The sequence below is a fragment of the Clostridium sp. UBA2485 genome (assembly GCF_002341865.1).
GTDB lineage: Bacteria > Bacillota > Clostridia > Clostridiales > Clostridiaceae > Clostridium_J.
On the sequence record NZ_DDOV01000012.1, the window covers coordinates 1 to 18,341 of the forward strand.

Consider the following 18,341-nt stretch of genomic DNA (forward strand, 5'->3'; position numbering starts at 1 on the left):
TCAACAATGAAATTAAAGTATTGGAAGAATATCAATGGATTAATAAATGTGGTTCAAAGGCACGTAAAAAGGCTATATGTGATGCTGAACTTGCATATAAAAAATTTTTTAAAGGTGAATCTAAATTTCCAAGGTTTAAAAAGAAGAATAAATCAGATGTTAAATTATATTTTCCTAAAAACAATAAAGGGGATTGGAAAGTATACAGACATAAAATAATGATACCATCATTGAAGAATGTAAGATTAAAAGAATATGGATATATACCAACAAATGCAAATGTTAAAAGTGGAACAGTATCTAAGAGTGCTGATAGATATTACGTATCAGTATTAGTAGAAACTGATACTGTAAACCTAAATATTTCCATAAATAATGGTATTGGCATTGATTTAGGATTAAAAGAGTTTGCAGTTATTTCTAATAGAACTTTTAAGAAAAACATAAATAAAACTGTAACAGTAAAAAAACTAGAAAAGAAATTAAAACGTGAACAAAGAAAGCTTTCAAGGAAATATGAAAGGTTAAAATTAAGAGATAAAAATAAAAAGGAGGAAGCTACTAGACAAAATATCCAAAAACAAATAGCTAAGGTACATAGACTTCATCAAAGGCTGTCTAATGTTAGAACTGATTATATTAATAAAGTAATATCTGATATAGTGAAACAAAATCCAAGTTTCATAACTATAGAGGATTTAAATGTTAGAGGAATGATGAAAAATAAGCATTTATCTAAGGCAGTTGCAGGGCAAAAGTTTTTTGAGTTTAGAACTAAATTAACTAACAAGTGTAATTGGATGGGTATTGAATTAAGAATTGTAGATAAATTTTATCCTTCAAGTAAATTATGTCATGAATGTGGCTGTATTAAAAAAGATTTAAAACTTTCTGATAGAATTTATAAATGTGAATGTGGTTATGAAGAGGATAGAGATTTAAATGCAAGTTTTAATTTAAGAGATGCTAAAATCTACAAAATAGCATAAATAAGTTATTGTAGATATGTACGGATGGCTAGTTCGGAATTTACGACTATGGAGTGTTATATCAAATGAAAGTAGTTCTATAGAACAAAATCAGACACATTGAAGTAGTAAAAATCTTGGTATGGGTATATTTGTCCATATTTTGAGTAGCAGGAATTAATATGGATATTAAAATAGTTATGGAAAGTGTGGATTACATTAAAAGTAAATTAAATTTTCAGCCTGAAATTGGAGTAATATTAGGTTCAGGACTTGGTGATATGGCAGATACAGTAGAAGAAAGAACTGTAATAAAGTATTCTGAAGTACCTAATTTACCAGTATCTACAGTACAAGGTCATGCAGGACAATTTGTGGTTGGAAAACTTAATGGTAAAAATGTTATAATGATGCAAGGTAGATTCCATTATTATGAAGGATATGATATAAGCACTTTAGCATTACCTATATACATAATGAAAAATTTGGGAGTTGAATCATTAATAGTTACAAATGCTGCTGGTGGAGTAAATACTTCATTTGTACCAGGAGATTTAATGCTTATTAATGATCATATTAATTTTTGTGGAAATAGTCCATTAATTGGAAAAAATGATGATAAGATTGGACCAAGATTTCCAGATATGTCTGAAGCATATTCAAAAGATTATATTAAGCTAGCACATGAAGTTAGTAGTGACCTAAACTTAAAGTTACAAGAAGGTGTATACATGATGTTCTCAGGTCCAACTTATGAAACTCCATCAGAAGTGAGGATGGCTAGAATTTTAGGTGCAGATGCAGTAGGAATGTCAACAGTTCCAGAAGTTATTGCAGCTAGACATTGTGGAATAAAAACTTTAGGAATTTCATGCATAACAAATATGGCAGCAGGAATATTAGATCAGCCATTAAATCATAATGAAGTAATAGAAACTTCTGCTAAAGTAAAGTCACAATTTATTAAATTAGTAAAAGAAATAATAGCAAGAATGTAATTTATATTAGTTAAGCACTTCCTTTTAAACATTAAAGGAAATGCTTAACTAAAAAACTTTGGAGGGAAATATGGAATTATTAGAAAAAATTAATAGTGCTAGAGAATATATTCTAAATAAAGAAAATAGAAAAATTGACTTAGCTATAGTACTTGGAAGTGGTCTAGGTGGAATAGTAAAGGACATAACTAATACTACTATAATTAAATATAAAGATATTCCAGGATTTCCTGAGTCTACTGTAAAAGGACATGCAGGGGAAATGATAATTGGGGATTTAATGGGGAAACGTATTCTTGCAATGAATGGCAGATTTCATTATTATGAAGGATATTCCATGGAGACTGTGACTTTCCCAGTAAGAGTAATAAAATCTTTAGGAATTGATAAGATAATTATTACTAACGCTGCAGGAGGCATGAATCCAGAATTTGAGGCTGGGGATTTAATGCTTATTAATGATCATATTAATATGATGGGTGATAATCCACTAATAGGTAAAAACTATAAAGAATTAGGGCCAAGATTCCCAGATATGTCTAATGCTTATGATAAAGAATTAAGAATTATTGCTAAGAATGTAGCAAGTACACTAAATATAAAGCTGCAGGAAGGTATATATTGCCCAGTAACAGGTCCTACTTATGAGACACCATATGAGCTTAGAATGTTAAGAAAAATAGGCGGGGATGCAGTGGGAATGTCCACGGTACCAGAGGTTATTGTGGCTAATCATATGTCTATGAAAGTTTTAGGAATATCTTGCATTACTGACATGGCAATAGCAGATAATTTGGAGCCATTAGATCATTCAAAAGTAGTTGAAACAGCAAATAGAGCAATGAGCAAATTTATATCCTTAGTAAAGGAAATAGTAAAGAACATGTAACTTAAGGAGGTGGAATATTTTTATTGGCATAAAATTTTATTGTGCACGATAGAAATAATATACTATGAGAATGTACGATTTAATATTAAAAAAGAGAAATAATGAAGAATTAAGTACTGAAGAAATAAATTTTATAGTAGAAAACTATACTAAGGGAACAATACCAGATTATCAAATGTCAGCTATGCTTATGGCAATATATTTTCAAAAAATGAATGCAAGAGAAACTGCTGATTTAACTATGGCTATGGTTAATTCAGGAGATATTATAGATTTGAGTCCTATAAGAGGAATTAAGGTTGATAAACATAGTACTGGTGGAGTAGGAGATACAACTACATTAATACTTGCACCTATGGTTGCAGCACTTGATATTCCAGTAGCTAAAATGTCAGGAAGAGGTCTAGGTCATACTGGTGGTACAATAGATAAACTTGAGACTTTCAAAAACTTTTCAGTGGCTATCAGTGAAGAACAATTTATAAATAATGTTAATAACATTAAAATTGCTGTAGGTGGTCAAACTGCTGATTTAGCACCAGCAGATAAGAAAGTATATGCACTAAGAGACGTTACTGCTACAGTAGACAATGTCTCATTAATTGCATCTAGTATAATGAGCAAAAAAATAGCTTCTGGAGCAGATTGTATTGTTTTAGATGTAAAGGTTGGAGAAGGTGCCTTTATGAAAACAGTAGAAAATGCCCGTGAATTAGGAACTGAGATGGTTAAAATAGGAAAGTCTGTTAATAGAAATACTATAGCAGTATTATCAGATATGGATCAACCACTAGGTTTAGCAATAGGGAATGCATTAGAGGTTGAAGAAGCTATAAATACACTTAAAGGCAATGGTCCTAAAGATTTAGAAGAATTATGCTTAACATTAGGGAGCCATATGGTAGTTTTAGCAGAAAAAGCTAAAGATGAAAATGAAGCAAGAGAGATGCTTAAGGAAGTAATAAAAAATGGTAAAGCTTTAGAAAAATTTAAGGAATTTGTTAAAGCTCAAGGTGGAGATGAATCTGTAATTGATGATGTTTCAAAACTTCCTAAAGCAAAATATGTAATACCAGTTTTAAGTCCTAAAGCTGGGGTTGTTGAAAAAATACATGCTGAAAAATTAGGAATAGTTGCTATGGAACTTGGTGCAGGTAGAGCAACTAAAGAGTCAATAATAGATTTAGCTGTAGGAATTGTTTTAAATAAAAAAAGAGGAGATAAAGTTGAAGAAAATGAAGTTTTAGCATATATTCATTCCAATGATGAAAGTAATATAGAAAAAGCTAAAGCTGGAGTTATTAGTAATTATGTTATATCTCCAAATTATGAAGATAATATACCGTTAATATATGATGTAATAAAATAGTTAAAAAGCTTTCTGTATTGCACAGAAAGCTTTATTTTTTTATAAAAATAAAGCTTGGATAAAATAAAGGATGAAAATTTATTATATAATTTAAAGCTATATTAGATATTTAATAAAAAGATTTTATTTGTTAAATACACATAGTGATTAAATTATTAATTTTTACAACACATAGACAAATAATAGATTTAGCTGATTAGTAACAATTTTAAGTAATATCAATTTTTATTAAATGTATTAACTTTGTACAGTATTTTTTTGTATTATATAAATTTTAGTGAATTCTGTGATAATATTCTTATTTTAGGTAAAAATAAGCTTAGATAATTTTTACTTAAGGAGGATAACAATGAAAAAAAATAAAAAAACTCTATTGAGCTTATTATTAAGTTTTACATTATTAAGCCAGTTCTTAGTTATTCCAGTAAAAGCTGAGGAGAAAAAAAATAAAGAAGCAGCTACAAATGCTGTAGAGGTTGATGCTAAATCAGCATTATTAATTGAACCTTCTAGTGGTAAGGTAATTTTTCAAAAAAATCCTAATGAGAAATTTGCACCAGCATCTGTTACCAAAATTATGACTATGTTATTAGCAATGGAGGCTATAGATTCTGGTAAGCTTAAATTAGATGATAAAATTGTTTGTAGTGCTAAGGTAAAATCCATGGGTGGAAGTAGCATGATACTTGATGAAGGTGAAGTTAGAACCGTTGAAGAGATATTAAAAGGTATAGCTATTGCGTCTGGAAATGATGCTGCGGTAGCAATGGCAGAGCAAATAGGTGGTACAGAAGAAGCTTTTGTTGAAATGATGAATAAAAGAGCACAAGAATTAGGAATGAAAAATACAACTTTTAGAAACTGCACAGGACTAAGTGCTGATGGACATTTAACTACAGCAAATGATATTGCTATTATGTCTATGGAATTATTAAAGCATCCTACCATATTAAATTATTCTTCAATTTATATGGAAACTATAAGTGAAGGTCGTAAAAGTCCGATAGAATTAGTAAATCATAATAAATTAGTAAGATTCTATGAAGGCTGTGATGGACTGAAAACAGGATTTACAGAGGAAGCAAAGTATTGTATTTCCGCGACATCTGTAAGAAATAATGTAAGAATGCTTGCAATTATTATGGGTTCTCCAACTTATAAAATAAGAAATGCAGATGCAAGTAAACTTATGACCTATGGATTTGCCAAATTTGAAAGCAAAGATGCAGTTAGAAAAGATGAAGAAATCGAAAGAGTAGCTCTAAATAAAAAAGGAGATAACTTCTTTATAGCCAAAGCTAAAGACAATTTAAAAGTAACAATGGAGAAAAATAGTGAAGAAGAAATAGTGAAAAAAACTACTATAGATACCACAAGAAAGCACTATAAAGAAGGTGACATTGTAGGTTATTGTGAGATCTATGTAGGGGATAAGTTATTAGGAAAAGTAGAGTTATATAGTGATAGAGAAGCAAAACAATCTGAATTCTTTAAAAATATTAAAAATAGTATTTCTGATTTGTTTGATAAAGCAATTTAAGACATGTAAAATAATTAATAAAAGATACCGTACAATAATCAGTTGTTTTATAAAAAATATTAAAGTGAAATCCTAGGCATTATGCCTAGGATTTTTACTTTAATAATGAATTTTAACTATAAAGATGCTATAATACTAGAGAGAAATTATTTTAGAAATTAATGTGTTTTTATATAATTGAGGATTAATAATACTACTCAATATACTCTTGCAGTGAATTCTCAGCGAAGCCTGAGAATTTTTCAATTGCCTTATTAAAAATAATAAATTTTTTAATTAATATAGTACATAGAACACAGTAGTTTAAACTGAATAATAAAGTATAACTTAAGGCACTGTAATAAAATAATTAGTTAAAATGAAAGAAATATTTTTTATCAGATGAGAAAGAAGGTTCTACTAATAGAGATAATATCATTGGCTTTTGATGATATATGATATGCAAAACTTAACATGATGACTAGTTAATTTTTAAAAGATGCCTAATATAAAAAAGGAGTATTCTTATGGCATTAAGTATTAAAATAACTAACTTTGAAGGTCCTTTTGATCTATTGTTACATTTAATTAAAAAGAATGAAATGGATATTTATGATGTAAAAATAATGGAAATAACGAACCAGTATTTACAATATTTAAATGATATGAAGGAAATGGATTTAGAAATAACTTCAGAGTTTATTGTTATTGCTGCTACACTTATTGAAATTAAGTCAAAGCTTTTATTACCTAAGCCTAAAGTTGAAGAAAGTGAAAATGAAGAAGATGCAGCTAAGGAACTTATTGAAAAGTTAGTTCAATATAAAAAATATAAATTAGCTTCTGAGTTTTTAGCATCTAAACAGAGGGAAACAGGGGCAGTATTTAGCAAAAAACCAGAGATAATTGAAGAAAAAAACAGTAAAAAAGAAAATCCATTAGATTTACTTAAAAATGTAACAATGTTGGATTTATATAATTTATATAATGAACTAATAAATAATTATGTGAACAAGATGAATATAGGCTCAAATTTCCAAGATAAGATTCAAATAGAAACTTTTAAAATTGAAGATAAGATGGAAGAGTTAAAAAGTTTAACATCCTCTTCTTCAAAACTTTATTTTACAAAGCTTATTCGTAAATATGAAAGCAAAACTGAAGTTATTGTTACTTTTTTAGCACTGTTGGAATTGATAAAGTTAAAAACGGTGAAGGTTATACAGGAAAAAAATTTTTATGATATATACATAGAAAGGATAGAGGATAGTGAGTAAATATGATAATAATCAATTAGAAATAGAAGAAGTGTCTCATAAAAAAGTGTATTATTCCATTATAGAATCATTGCTTTATGTTAGTGGAGATCCATTAAGTGTAAATACTATAGCATCTATAATAGAGTGTTCTGTAGATTATACAGAAAAGCTAATGAAAGAATTAATGAAATTATATAGAGAAGAAGAAGTAAGAGGAATTAAAATAATAAAAAACAATAAGGAATATCAATTTGTAACTAAGCCTCAAAACTCTGATTATATTCAAAAATTACTGAAAACTAATGTAAGGCAATCTTTATCTCAAGCAGCTTTAGAAACTTTAGCTATAATTGCTTATAAACAGCCAATTACGAGAGTAGAAATTGAAGAGATTAGGGGAGTCAAAAGCGATAGAGCAATTTATACTCTTATAGAAAAAAATCTAATTAAAGAAACAGGAAAAAAAGAGGTTGTAGGAAGACCTAATTTATATGCTACTACTGATGAGTTTCTAAAACATTTTGATTTTGGAAACATAGAGGAAATTCCAAGTCTAGATAGTTTTGAAGATGAAGAGTAAAAAGAACCATGGAAACATGGTTCTTATATTTTATCATTGTTAGACCTAGGATTAAGGCTGTTGAGGTGGTTGAGGTGGTTGTGGAGGTTGATGTTGTTGTTGTGAAGTATCTTCATTACCTTCGCTATCATTTTTAAATAGGTCTTTAACCATATCAAATAATTGAGGAACAGTATCAATTATTTTATCATAAGTATTGTGGTGATCAACAGATAGTAATCTTATAGAGTCACCTTTAACTACTAAAAATCCAACAGGTTTAATTGTTACCCCTGCACCAGATCCTCCTCCAAAAGGATGTTGAGATGAATTACTATTTCTTACACTTTCAAATTCTGTACCTCCACAACCAAATCCAAAGCATACCCTTGATATAGGAATTATAACTGTACCATCATAAGCCGTTACTGGCTCACCTACTACAGTATTGACATCAATCATGTCTTTTATGTTTTCCATTGTACTTTTCATTAAATTTTCTATTGGATGATTTTCCATCTATGTCTCCTCCTTAATTTGTAGTTTTTTACATTGATGTAACATATTTTCATCTTTAATACTTTTATTGATTATATAGTAGATATATATAAGTTTTGCAAAATTAAACAAAACTATACCTTTTATTTCTAAGTTTATATAAGACTTATTATATTCAGCCTTTATTTCAGTATTAAAATCTTTAACATAAAAAAAGTGATTTAAGATTCCATAAGTAAGAGAAGAAGCTTGATGAAGGAAACCATAGATTATGGCAGTTGCTGCAGCATCTTCAAAAGAATAATTTATTTTAGTATATAGTTTAATAATAATTTTATATTTATTTTTTCTTAAATTACTTAGTATTCTCTTATAATGGTTAATGGTAAGCTTTTTACTGTGAATTTTATCCTTATATTTAAGCTTTTTATTTACTTTCTTAATTTTAGCCCTGTCCTCTTTTTTATCTAAATTAAATTGTTTATTATAAATCCATAATTGAAAATTTTTGTTTAAATAAATAAGTTTTATTTTTAGAGGAATAGGTAATAATAATATCATTGTAAAAATCAATAATAGTATAAAAAAAATTTTCATAAATTATCCTCCAGTCTATTGTTAATATTCTAGCCATAAGAGGGAAAGTTATTCATAATTAGACTTAAAATGGTAATTAATTATTCAATTGAGGTGATACAATGAGAAAGTTCTATTTAAGATTTATTTCTATGGTTTTAATATCATTAATCGTAAGTTCATCAATGTCTTATACCTGTTATAGTAAGGAGTTAAATGTAAATGCAGGAAGTGCAATAGCTATAGATGGCAACAGTGGAAGGGTAGTTTATGAAAAAAATGCATATTCTTCAATAGCTATAGCAAGTACCACTAAAATAATCACAGCTTTAGTAGCTCTAAACTATGGAATTTTAGATGAGGAGTTTGTTATATCAAAAAATGCTGCCAGCATAAGAGGATCAACTGTTGGTTATAAGGAAAATGAAAAAATAACACTTCATGAATTATTATATGGACTTATGTTTAAATCCGGTAATGATGCGGCCATTGCTATAGCAGAAGGAATTTCAGGATCTGTAGAAGAGTTTTGCAAATTGATGAATGAACATTGTTTGCAGATTGGATTGATAAATTCCCATTTTGAATCTCCTCATGGATTAGATAGCATGTATCATTATTCTACAGCCTACGATTTAGCAATAGCTACTAAAAAGGCAAAAGAAATTCCTAAATTTGAAGAAATAGTTTCTTCTAAATCTATTTCTAAAGAGCAATATAATTTCACAAGAGATTATCAAAACATAAATAAATTACTATATCAGATGCCAAACGCTAATGGAGTAAAAACAGGGTATACAGGAAAAGCTGGAAAATGTTTAGTATCTTCAATAAATATGGATGGAGGAGACATTATAATAGTGACTTTAAATTGTACTCCAAGATGGGAAGAAACTAAAAAAATATTTAATTATGTTAAAGAAAATTATGAATATAAAAAACTATTTTCAAAGGGTGAGTTAGTTAAGAAAATAGATACTCAAGATGGAAAAGAACCTTTAGAATTATCTGTAGATAAAGATATAAACATGCTTACAAAAAAAGGTGAAGAACTAAAAGTAGAAATAAAAGCTCCTAATACCTTAAAAGCACCAGTTAACAAAGATGAAATGGTAGGATCAATAATCATAAGTGATGAAAAAGAACAATTATTATGTGAGCCTTTAATAACTAATAATCATGTAAATAAGAAACCTTTTTATAAAATACTTAAAGAAAAAATATTTGATTAGATGCAGGAGTTTATAACAACTATTCTTTTGCTTTTAAAATTTAATATAAAAATAGAGCTTAGATGAAAAGAAGGATTTCTTTTCACCTAAGCTTTTGTTTTTTTAGTTTAATATAATACAAAATATCACTAGTGTTTAATTATTAGATATAAAAACCTGTTGATAATAATATTAAGTATTAAACTTGAAAATTTAACATAATTTAATAAATAAAAATAGTCAGCAAATTTGTTTTAATATAATTACCCACAACCATAAAAAAACAAAGAAGGAGCTGACTATCTATAAATAATTATATCACTATTTTTGAAAAATTATTAGACATGATTAACTGGAATACTTTGAAAAATCAACTTACAAGTTAGATATTAACTATAATACTACATCAAATCATTTAAAAACTCACCTCTATTTTCATTTAGCAAAGTTAGATAGTTTAAGAGATATCAATGATTTTATGCACTCAGATTCTAAATTAAAAGAGTTTATAAGAAGTGTTAGCTTAGGAACTTTATATAACTATAATAATTATATTGATTATAATGTATATGTTCCAGTATTAAATGAGCTAATCTCAAGTGCTTTAGATAAGTTTCCTGTAAATGAGAAACTTAAAGGGTTTGGAAACATAAAACTTATAGATTCTTCAAATGGATTAAGCAGAATCTTAAAATTAAAAATTTTATAGGTCATAGTCTTAATGCAGTTATGATGCAAATTATCTCTGCAATAATAACATTCATAGTATTAAAACTAATACAAGATATATGAAAAACAACTTTAGATTTATTAACAGTAAAAAGATTAATAAAGCACTTACTTACAAAATTAATGGATACCAGTTTATTTTGTTGGAGTAAATGGTTAGGCAGTTAATATATACTATAAAACCATATAATTCCATGTATGCTATAATATTAGGCAAGTTCTGCCCTTTTTCATAGGAGTAATATTCCTTATATGATTAATTTAACAATTTATTTGTAAAGATTATTAAATTATAAAAAGTTAATAGAAGTATTTTCCAAAAGTTAAACACTAGTGATATTTTATAATTGATGATATAATATCCGAAAAGACTAAGCTCTTGCCAAAGGATACAAATGTTATAGAAAAATGTTCTTTTCATAATTCTCATTTAGAAGGTAAAGTTGTTTACGGTCATTAAATTTTAGTTTATTTATTATCATGTGATGATTTAGTACTTCCCTATTCTATAGATATATGATAAAAGTACTATGAGTAAAATTGAAATGCCCCAAAATTTAATCAAATCACTTCCACCCCTTGAAAATGAAGGTTATGTTTTGTGTGATAGTTGGTATAGTTGTAAAGATATATTCAAAGAATCCAAGAAAGCTGGATATAGTTATATAGGAGCACTAAAAACAAATAGAGTTATCTACCCTAAAAATCACAAAAGATTAGGAATTAAAGTCCATAAATTTGCTCAAACGTTAAATATAGATGATTTTCACCTTGTCAACGTTAGAAATAAATAATATTATATTTACAACTATGCTGGCAATTTAAAGTATATAAAAAATATTTCTATAGTTTTTAGTTATCTTAAAAAGAACTTAAAAAAGCTAAAGTAACTCAGATTTGTAATGAGGCATGAATATATACAAAAGAAATCATAGAAGAATTATCTTATCATACAACAAAGTTATATAACATTATTAACTATAATTTAAGAGAAAAGGGTGTTAAAAATTATTATGATATAGAAAAAGAATATAAAAGCAACTGGCATTGTGATTTTTTGCATAGTCATACAAGACAACAGATGTTTAAAGTGTTAGAAGAGAATTGGAAGTCTTATTTTGCAAGTGTTAAAGATTTTGGAGCTAATCCAAGTAAATATAAAGCAAAACCAAGACCACCTAAGTTTAAAAATACTGATAAAAATAAGAATGAAATTATTTTTACTAATCTTGCTATAAGACACAATGATGGATTATTAAAACTATCATTATCAAAAGCTATAAAGTCATTATTTAATGTGGAAAGTCTTAATTTTGAGGTTCCTAAAAAACTTCAAAGCATTATAAATTGGAATAGCTTACAACAAGTAAGATTTAATTATGACAAAGTTCAAAAATATTGGTCTTTAATTGTGATTTACAATAAAGAAGAATTAGCAAATAATAAAACCAATGTAATGGCTATAGATTTAGGATTAGATAATTTAGCAACATTGACTTTAAAAGATGGATTAAATCAATATATCTTTTGTGGGAAAAAACTTAAATCAGTTAATGCTTATACAAATAAGCAAATAGCATATTTACAATCAATAGAAATGTTTAAATATGGTTCTGATAAATTTAAAAATACTAAGAGAATTAATAAGATTAGACGGTACAGAAATAACTACATTAACGACTATATGCACAAAGTTAGCAAGTCTATAATAGATAAAGCTATTGAAAATAATGTTGGCAAAATAGTTATAGGTAAACTTAAAGGAATTAAACAAAATATGGATTTCAATAAAACCTTTGTTCAAATTCCGATACAGCGTTTAGCTGAATTAATAAGTTATAAAGCTAAATTGCAAGGTATAGTAATAAAGTTTCAAGAAGAAAGTTATACAAGTGGTTGTTCTGCATTTGACTTAGAACCTATAACAAAAAAGAATTACGATAAATCAAGAAGAGTAGTAAGAGGACTATTTGTAAGTGGTTACGGACTTATAAATTCAGATATAAATGGAAGTCTAAATATACTTAGAAAATCAGAAAAATGTATTCCTAACTTAGTGCAAACTATGAGGGATAATGGGAAATTGGACTCTCCCAAGCGTATAAGGGTTGCCTGTTAAGGTGGAAACTTAAATATCAAACTACGCTAAAAGAATCCTCGTGGTCTTGTACATGAGGTAGTCCAATATGCAAAATTTAGGTAAAGCAAATATAGAGGAGCTATAACGGGGAGTGTCGCTGAATATGAATAATTTTCAAAATTTAGAAATAGAGAAAATCATATTAAAATATTCTAAAAGAGGGATGAATATTTTAAAAAGCTATATCGATAAGGAGTTTTGTAAAAAAGCGATAGAAGAATTATTTCTTTGTAATCGAGGAACTATATTTATTATTACAGGATTTGTTAAAAATGGATTTGCTGAGACAGATGGTCCGATTGGTGCATTTTTTTTAGCTAAGGCTTTAAAAAAGATTAATTTTAATCCAATAATAATTACAGATGAATTTTGTAGAAATTTTTTTAATTTTAAAGAAAATTTAAAAGTAATTTACCTTAATAATGACTATCATTTATTAATGAACGAAGTCTCAGAAATTCTTTTAAAATATAATCCTGTAAGTATTGTATCTATAGAAAGATGTGGAAGAACAAAAAATAATAGATATTATAATATGAAAGGAGAAGAAATTTCTAAATTTACGCTGCCATTAGATGAGTTATTTTTACAATGTAATGAAGATGTCCTAAAGATTGGAATTGGTGACGGAGGAAATGAAATAGGCATGGGAAATTTACGGACAATTATAGAGGAAAAACTTAATATTATACCATCTATTATCGAAGTTCACCATTTGATAATATCAACAACATCGAACTGGGGAGCATATGGATTAATTGCTTATATGGAGTATTACACAAATATAAAATTGATGCCAGATTATGATGAAATCTATGAATATTTAGAATTTATTATTGAGCTTGGTGCAGTTGACGGCACAACAGGAAAATCTACAAAAACCGTAGATGGTTTTAACTCAAAAATAGAAATGGAAATTATTGAAAACTTAAAATATAATTTAACTCAATGTTCATCTTAAATAAGACTATTATTTTAAATGGATATTTATATAATAAATTTTCACTAACTACTAAGATAAAATTATTTCATAATCATACATAATGATGAATTAAGCACATTTATAGCAGTCGACATTATGAATTATTTTAACTATATAAAAATCACTGAAGTATAAAGGACTTCTTTCATGAAAATAAAATGGATATCAAGTAAAGAGTTTTAATGTCATAAAAAATATTTAAGTATGTTCAATTAACGTATACTTTGTACTTCAGTACTATGATAATTGCACTACTTCTGATAAATGATTAATAACTGAATAAAATAATGGTGTTGTTAAAAAATATTAAATGATAAAAAGAGATTAACTAATGGCAATTATACCCCAACGATGCATTAAAAGTGAATGTGGTTATATATGAGTAACACCAATTCAAAGCCAGTAATTTTATACGACTATCAGGGCACTAGATCAAGCTCTTGCCCTAAAAAATTCTAGAGGAGTAATAGGGTTTAATTATTGTGAGCAAATATATAAACTTGAAAAAGAGCTTAGAGAACCTTATGCCTTGGTCTGATAAGATTTCTGAAAACATGAAAATTAAAGATAAGAAATAAATTGATCCTAGTAAAGCTTACTTTTGCCTTACTAGGATGTTTTAATACTATTTTTGAATATATTAAGGATGCTAAAACTTTGACGCTTACTTTAATATAAAGATAGAGCTTAATGTAATAAAAATATACAACAATATAAGACCAGAGAAAAAGAAAAGAGTTAATTAGGTGAAAATGAAATATAATTATAGTTTCTGATATTACTTATAAGGATATATCTGAAGGTTTAAAGATAATATTATACAAGTTGAATATATAGAATATTTTGTCTAATTATATACCTCAATGTCTAAAAAAAATAACTTTTATAATAAATATTATAAAAGTTAAACTTAAATTATAAAAAAATGGATATAATATAACCAAATAAGCACTAATTTAAGAAAAATGTAAAAAAATATAAGTAAATGACTATAAAAAATGAAAAAAAGATACATAAAGTGACAAAATAATCCATTAAAAAGTTATATAATAAGAAATGCAAAGTTATATAAATTTTTTTGGAATGTTTTGTAACAAAGGGAGATGTAGTAATGCTTACTTTATATTTTTAATAAGAAAGTTCTAAGTATATTTATGATATTTTGCATTATAATAGTTTGAAAATATAGCATTTACTTAATAAATGTCTTATTTGTATTTTAGATAGGCATAAAGAAAAATTTAATTGATCAAAGAATTGTATATTTACAATTGATTTGGTGTAATTGACTTTTGAGACATTTACGTATGCCCTTAGTTATATTTTGTGTCAGAATTTAATTATAACAAGAATTATTTATAAATGTTTTTTATTTTACTTAATTGTAAAATTATTACAGAACATTGCATTATAATAAGTTAATTAAATAAATTAAATGAATTAAAAAATATGTAGAGCTTTGAAGTTAAAAGATGGTTATATTATAAGGATAGTCTGAAGATTATCGATATCATTAAATTCATTTAAAATAATTTTAATGTTTAGATAATACTTTTATAAAATATTATAAAAGTTGATCAAAGTATTTTAATTAATGAATATTGTAAATTAAACTCAATAGAAAGGTGACGATATAAAAATGAATTTATTTTGTTTACCATATGCTGGTGGTTCGGAAAGTATGTATTATTCTTGGAGAAAATTTTTAGAGCCGTCTATAAACTTATATCCAATAAAATTAAAAGGTAGAGGAAGACGATTTAATGAAGATTATTATAGCAGCTTAGAAGAAGCTGTAGATGATATATATGATTATATGAAGAATATTATAATTAATGAAGATTACGCTATATATGGACATAGCATGGGAAGTTTATTAGCTTATGAATTATATTATAAAATTATCAAAAATAATTTAAGAAAGCCTAAACATATATTTTTTTCAGGATATAAAGCACCTAGTATGATAAGAGAAAAAGAGAATATATATGAATTACCTGATTATGAATTCATGAAGAGAATTATAGAAATTGGTGGAACTCCAGAAGAATTACTAGAAAATGAAGAAGTGTTAAATTTATTTATTCCTATAATTAGAAATGATTTTAAAATAATTGAAAATTATATTTATAAAGGAAAAAGTGAAAAAATAAAATGTGATGTTTCAATTTTAAATGGAAGACAAGATGACATAACTTTAGAAGAAATATTTGCATGGAAAAATCATGTAGATTTTAAATTAAAGTTTTATGATTTTGACGGCAATCATTTTTTTATAAATAGTAATGCACAAAATATAGTTAATATAATAAATAATACTTTAAGTAGCGAGAAAATTTTCAAATTAGGATAGATAAATAAGGAGAATTTTATGATATTAAATAGAAAGTATTACAATTTAACTCATTCTCAAAAGAGAATATGGTATATAGAGAAAGTTCATGTGAATTCTCCACTTCATAATATTGGTGGATGTTTAGAAATAAATGAAACTATAGATGTTGAGATAATGAAACAAACACTTAACTTTATAATAAATAATAATGAGGGATTAAGATTAAGATTTCTGGAGAAAAAGAATGAGCCAATTCAATATGTTGGAGAGTTTGAATATGAAACTATGGATTTTTTAGATTTTAGCAAAAGTAAAAATCCTAGAAAAGAATTTGAAGAATGGTCAGAAGGATTATTTAAAAGAAATTTCAAATTAGAAGATAATAAGTTATATTATTTTGCAATATATAAAATAAGTGAAAAGGAGTACGGTATTCTACTTAATATTCACCATATTATATCTGATGGATGGTCTATTTCTCTTATACAAAGACAAATATGTGAAATATATGGAAAGCTAATAAATAAAGAAGAAATCTGTATAGATGAATGCTATTCATATTTAAATTATATAAAAGAAGAAGAAGAGTATTTAAATTCAGAAAGGTTTATAAAAAACAAAAAATTCTGGAAAAATAAGTTTTCAGATGTGGCTGAAGAGTTTTTATATAAAACATCTAACAGTTTAGAGGGAAAAAGGCAATGTTTTAACATTGATAGTGAGTTATCAAATAAAATAAAGAAGTTTGCAGATGAAAAAAAATGCTCATTAAATACTTTCTTTATGACAATATTACTTGTTTACATAAATAAAATTACATATAAAAAAGATATAGTAATAGGTACTCCAGTATTTAATAGAACTAGTAGAGCTCAAAAGAATATGGTAGGTATGTTTACAAGCACAGTACCATTTAGATTTAAGTTAGATACTGAGGTGAAAATAGAAGATTTAATAAAATTAGTTAATAGAGAGCTAAAACTTTGTCTTTTAAATCAAAAATATCCATATGATCTTTTAATCAAAGATTTGGAGTTAAGTAAGGATGGTTATGATAGTTTATTTAAAATGTGTGTGAACTATTATAATTCAAAATATGATAGTGATATTGATGGAATAGACATGGAAGTTAAAGAGTATTATTGTGGAAACCAAAGTTACTCACTGCAATTAACGGTAAAAGAGTGGGAAGAAGGTAAAATAAAATTAAATTTCGACTATAAAGCACTAGAGTATGCTGATAAAGAAATAAAAATAATGTATGGATCCATTGTTAACATAATTATACAAATGTTAATGAATAACGATATTTTGGTTAATGAGGTTAAGCTTGCTGCTAAAGAAGAGATTGGTTATAAGGTATATGATTTTAATTCAACAGCTAGTTATTATCCTGAAAAAACAGTATATGAGCTATTTGAAGAGCAAGTAGTAAAAACTCCAAATAAGATTGCTTTAGAGTTTAAGGATAAGAAAATAATATATAAAGAACTTAATGAAAAATCAAATCAATTAGCAAATTACTTAAGAGAAAACGGAATAGACAAGAAATCAATTGTAGCAATTATGGAGACTCACTCAATAGAACTCATGATTAGTATTTTAGGAGTTTTAAAGACAGGAGCAGCGTACCTGCCTATTGATCCTAGTTATCCAATAGAGAGAATAAATTATATGCTTGAAGATTCAAAGAGTAGTACGTTGTTAACTAATTTTAAAGTAGAACAAGAAATTAAGTTTGCAGGAAATGCAATTAATATAAGTGATATAAATTTAGATGGATATAGCAAAATTAATTTAGCAAAAACTAATGATTTAAATGATTTAGTTTATATTATATATACATCAGGATCAACTGGAAAGCCAAAGGGAGTAATGATTGAACATCGAGGGCTCACAAACTATATATGGTGGGCTAACAAGATATATTTAAAGGATAACAATGAAGCAATGGCACTATATTCTTCAATATCTTTTGATCTAACTGTAACATCTATATTTACACCATTAATTTCAGGCAATAAGATTATTATTTATGACAGTGATGAAACAGAATTTGTTCTATATAAAATATTAAGAGAAAATAGGGTAGCGGTGGTGAAACTTACCCCTGCACACTTAACACTATTAAAGGATATGGATAATACAAAATCTAGCATAAAGAGATTTATTGTAGGTGGAGAAGACTTAAAGGTAAACTTAGCAAAAGAAGTTTACAATAGCTTTGGTAAAAATATAGAAATATTTAATGAATATGGGCCTACAGAAACGGTAGTTGGCTGTATGATATATAAATATGATGAGGAAAA

The 18,341-nt window shown here is 26.6% G+C and carries 15 protein-coding genes and 1 pseudogene; 14 read left to right on the forward strand and 2 right to left on the reverse strand.

Going from position 1 to position 18,341, the window contains the following annotated elements; translation table 11 throughout:
- The 7 genes from B3603_RS01615 to scpB all read left to right on the forward strand — a co-directional run.
- Positions 1-989, forward strand: a 989-nt coding sequence (locus tag B3603_RS01615) for an RNA-guided endonuclease InsQ/TnpB family protein (RefSeq protein ID WP_291559945.1), incomplete at its 5' end; no start/stop codon positions are given.
- Positions 990-1,150: 161 nt separating this feature from the next.
- The gene (locus B3603_RS01620) at positions 1,151-1,966 is read left to right on the forward strand and encodes a purine-nucleoside phosphorylase (RefSeq protein WP_291559948.1); all 816 of its coding nucleotides are present in this window, start codon (positions 1,151-1,153) and stop codon (positions 1,964-1,966) included.
- A 70-nt stretch (positions 1,967-2,036) separates the two neighbouring features.
- The gene (locus B3603_RS01625) at positions 2,037-2,855 is read left to right on the forward strand and encodes a purine-nucleoside phosphorylase (RefSeq protein ID WP_291559950.1); all 819 of its coding nucleotides are present in this window, start codon (positions 2,037-2,039) and stop codon (positions 2,853-2,855) included.
- Positions 2,856-2,919: 64 nt separating this feature from the next.
- Complete coding sequence (locus B3603_RS01630) at positions 2,920-4,224, forward strand: pyrimidine-nucleoside phosphorylase (protein ID WP_291559952.1); 1,305 nt, start codon at positions 2,920-2,922, stop codon at positions 4,222-4,224.
- Positions 4,225-4,573: 349 nt separating this feature from the next.
- Positions 4,574-5,764: a D-alanyl-D-alanine carboxypeptidase family protein gene (locus B3603_RS01635; protein ID WP_291559955.1), complete on the forward strand. Its 1,191-nt coding sequence runs from the start codon at positions 4,574-4,576 to the stop codon at positions 5,762-5,764.
- A gap of 506 nt (positions 5,765-6,270) precedes the next feature.
- Positions 6,271-7,020, forward strand: a complete 750-nt coding sequence (locus tag B3603_RS01640) for a segregation/condensation protein A (protein ID WP_291559957.1) — start codon at positions 6,271-6,273, stop codon at positions 7,018-7,020.
- The gene (gene scpB, locus B3603_RS01645) at positions 7,013-7,582 is read left to right on the forward strand and encodes an SMC-Scp complex subunit ScpB (protein WP_291559959.1); all 570 of its coding nucleotides are present in this window, start codon (positions 7,013-7,015) and stop codon (positions 7,580-7,582) included. Before B3603_RS01640 ends, scpB begins: the two co-directional genes overlap by 8 nt.
- Before the next feature lie 51 nt (positions 7,583-7,633).
- Here the strand turns inward: scpB and ytfJ are convergent, their stop codons facing one another.
- A complete protein-coding gene (ytfJ, locus tag B3603_RS01650) occupies positions 7,634-8,080 on the reverse strand; it encodes a GerW family sporulation protein (protein WP_291559961.1) in 447 nt (148 codons plus the stop codon).
- Positions 8,081-8,656 carry a DUF2953 domain-containing protein gene (locus tag B3603_RS01655; RefSeq protein ID WP_291559963.1) on the reverse strand — a complete coding sequence of 192 codons (576 nt, stop codon included), beginning with the start codon at positions 8,654-8,656 and terminating at the stop codon, positions 8,081-8,083.
- Positions 8,657-8,757: 101 nt separating this feature from the next.
- On the opposite strand from B3603_RS01655, the gene B3603_RS01660 reads away from it, so the two are divergent.
- From B3603_RS01660 to B3603_RS01690, 7 genes and pseudogenes are all read left to right on the forward strand, one after another.
- Positions 8,758-9,867 carry a D-alanyl-D-alanine carboxypeptidase family protein gene (locus tag B3603_RS01660; protein WP_291559966.1) on the forward strand — a complete coding sequence of 370 codons (1,110 nt, stop codon included), beginning with the start codon at positions 8,758-8,760 and terminating at the stop codon, positions 9,865-9,867.
- Between the two features lie 457 nt (positions 9,868-10,324).
- Positions 10,325-10,555 carry a hypothetical protein gene (locus B3603_RS01665; RefSeq protein WP_291559968.1) on the forward strand — a complete coding sequence of 77 codons (231 nt, stop codon included), beginning with the start codon at positions 10,325-10,327 and terminating at the stop codon, positions 10,553-10,555.
- Between the two features lie 357 nt (positions 10,556-10,912).
- Positions 10,913-11,456, forward strand: a pseudogene (locus B3603_RS23325) (IS701 family transposase); the annotation flags it as partial.
- 50 nt (positions 11,457-11,506) lie between these two features.
- Positions 11,507-12,694, forward strand: coding sequence for an RNA-guided endonuclease InsQ/TnpB family protein (locus tag B3603_RS01675; protein WP_291559979.1), 1,188 nt, complete (start codon positions 11,507-11,509; stop codon positions 12,692-12,694).
- A gap of 124 nt (positions 12,695-12,818) precedes the next feature.
- A complete protein-coding gene (locus B3603_RS01680; RefSeq protein WP_291559973.1) occupies positions 12,819-13,676 on the forward strand; it encodes a DUF4392 domain-containing protein in 858 nt (285 codons plus the stop codon).
- 1,660 nt (positions 13,677-15,336) lie between these two features.
- Positions 15,337-16,050, forward strand: coding sequence for a thioesterase II family protein (locus B3603_RS01685; RefSeq protein WP_291559974.1), 714 nt, complete (start codon positions 15,337-15,339; stop codon positions 16,048-16,050).
- 18 nt (positions 16,051-16,068) lie between these two features.
- On the forward strand, positions 16,069-18,341 hold a 2,273-nt coding region (locus tag B3603_RS01690), incomplete at its 3' end, for a condensation domain-containing protein (protein WP_291559977.1).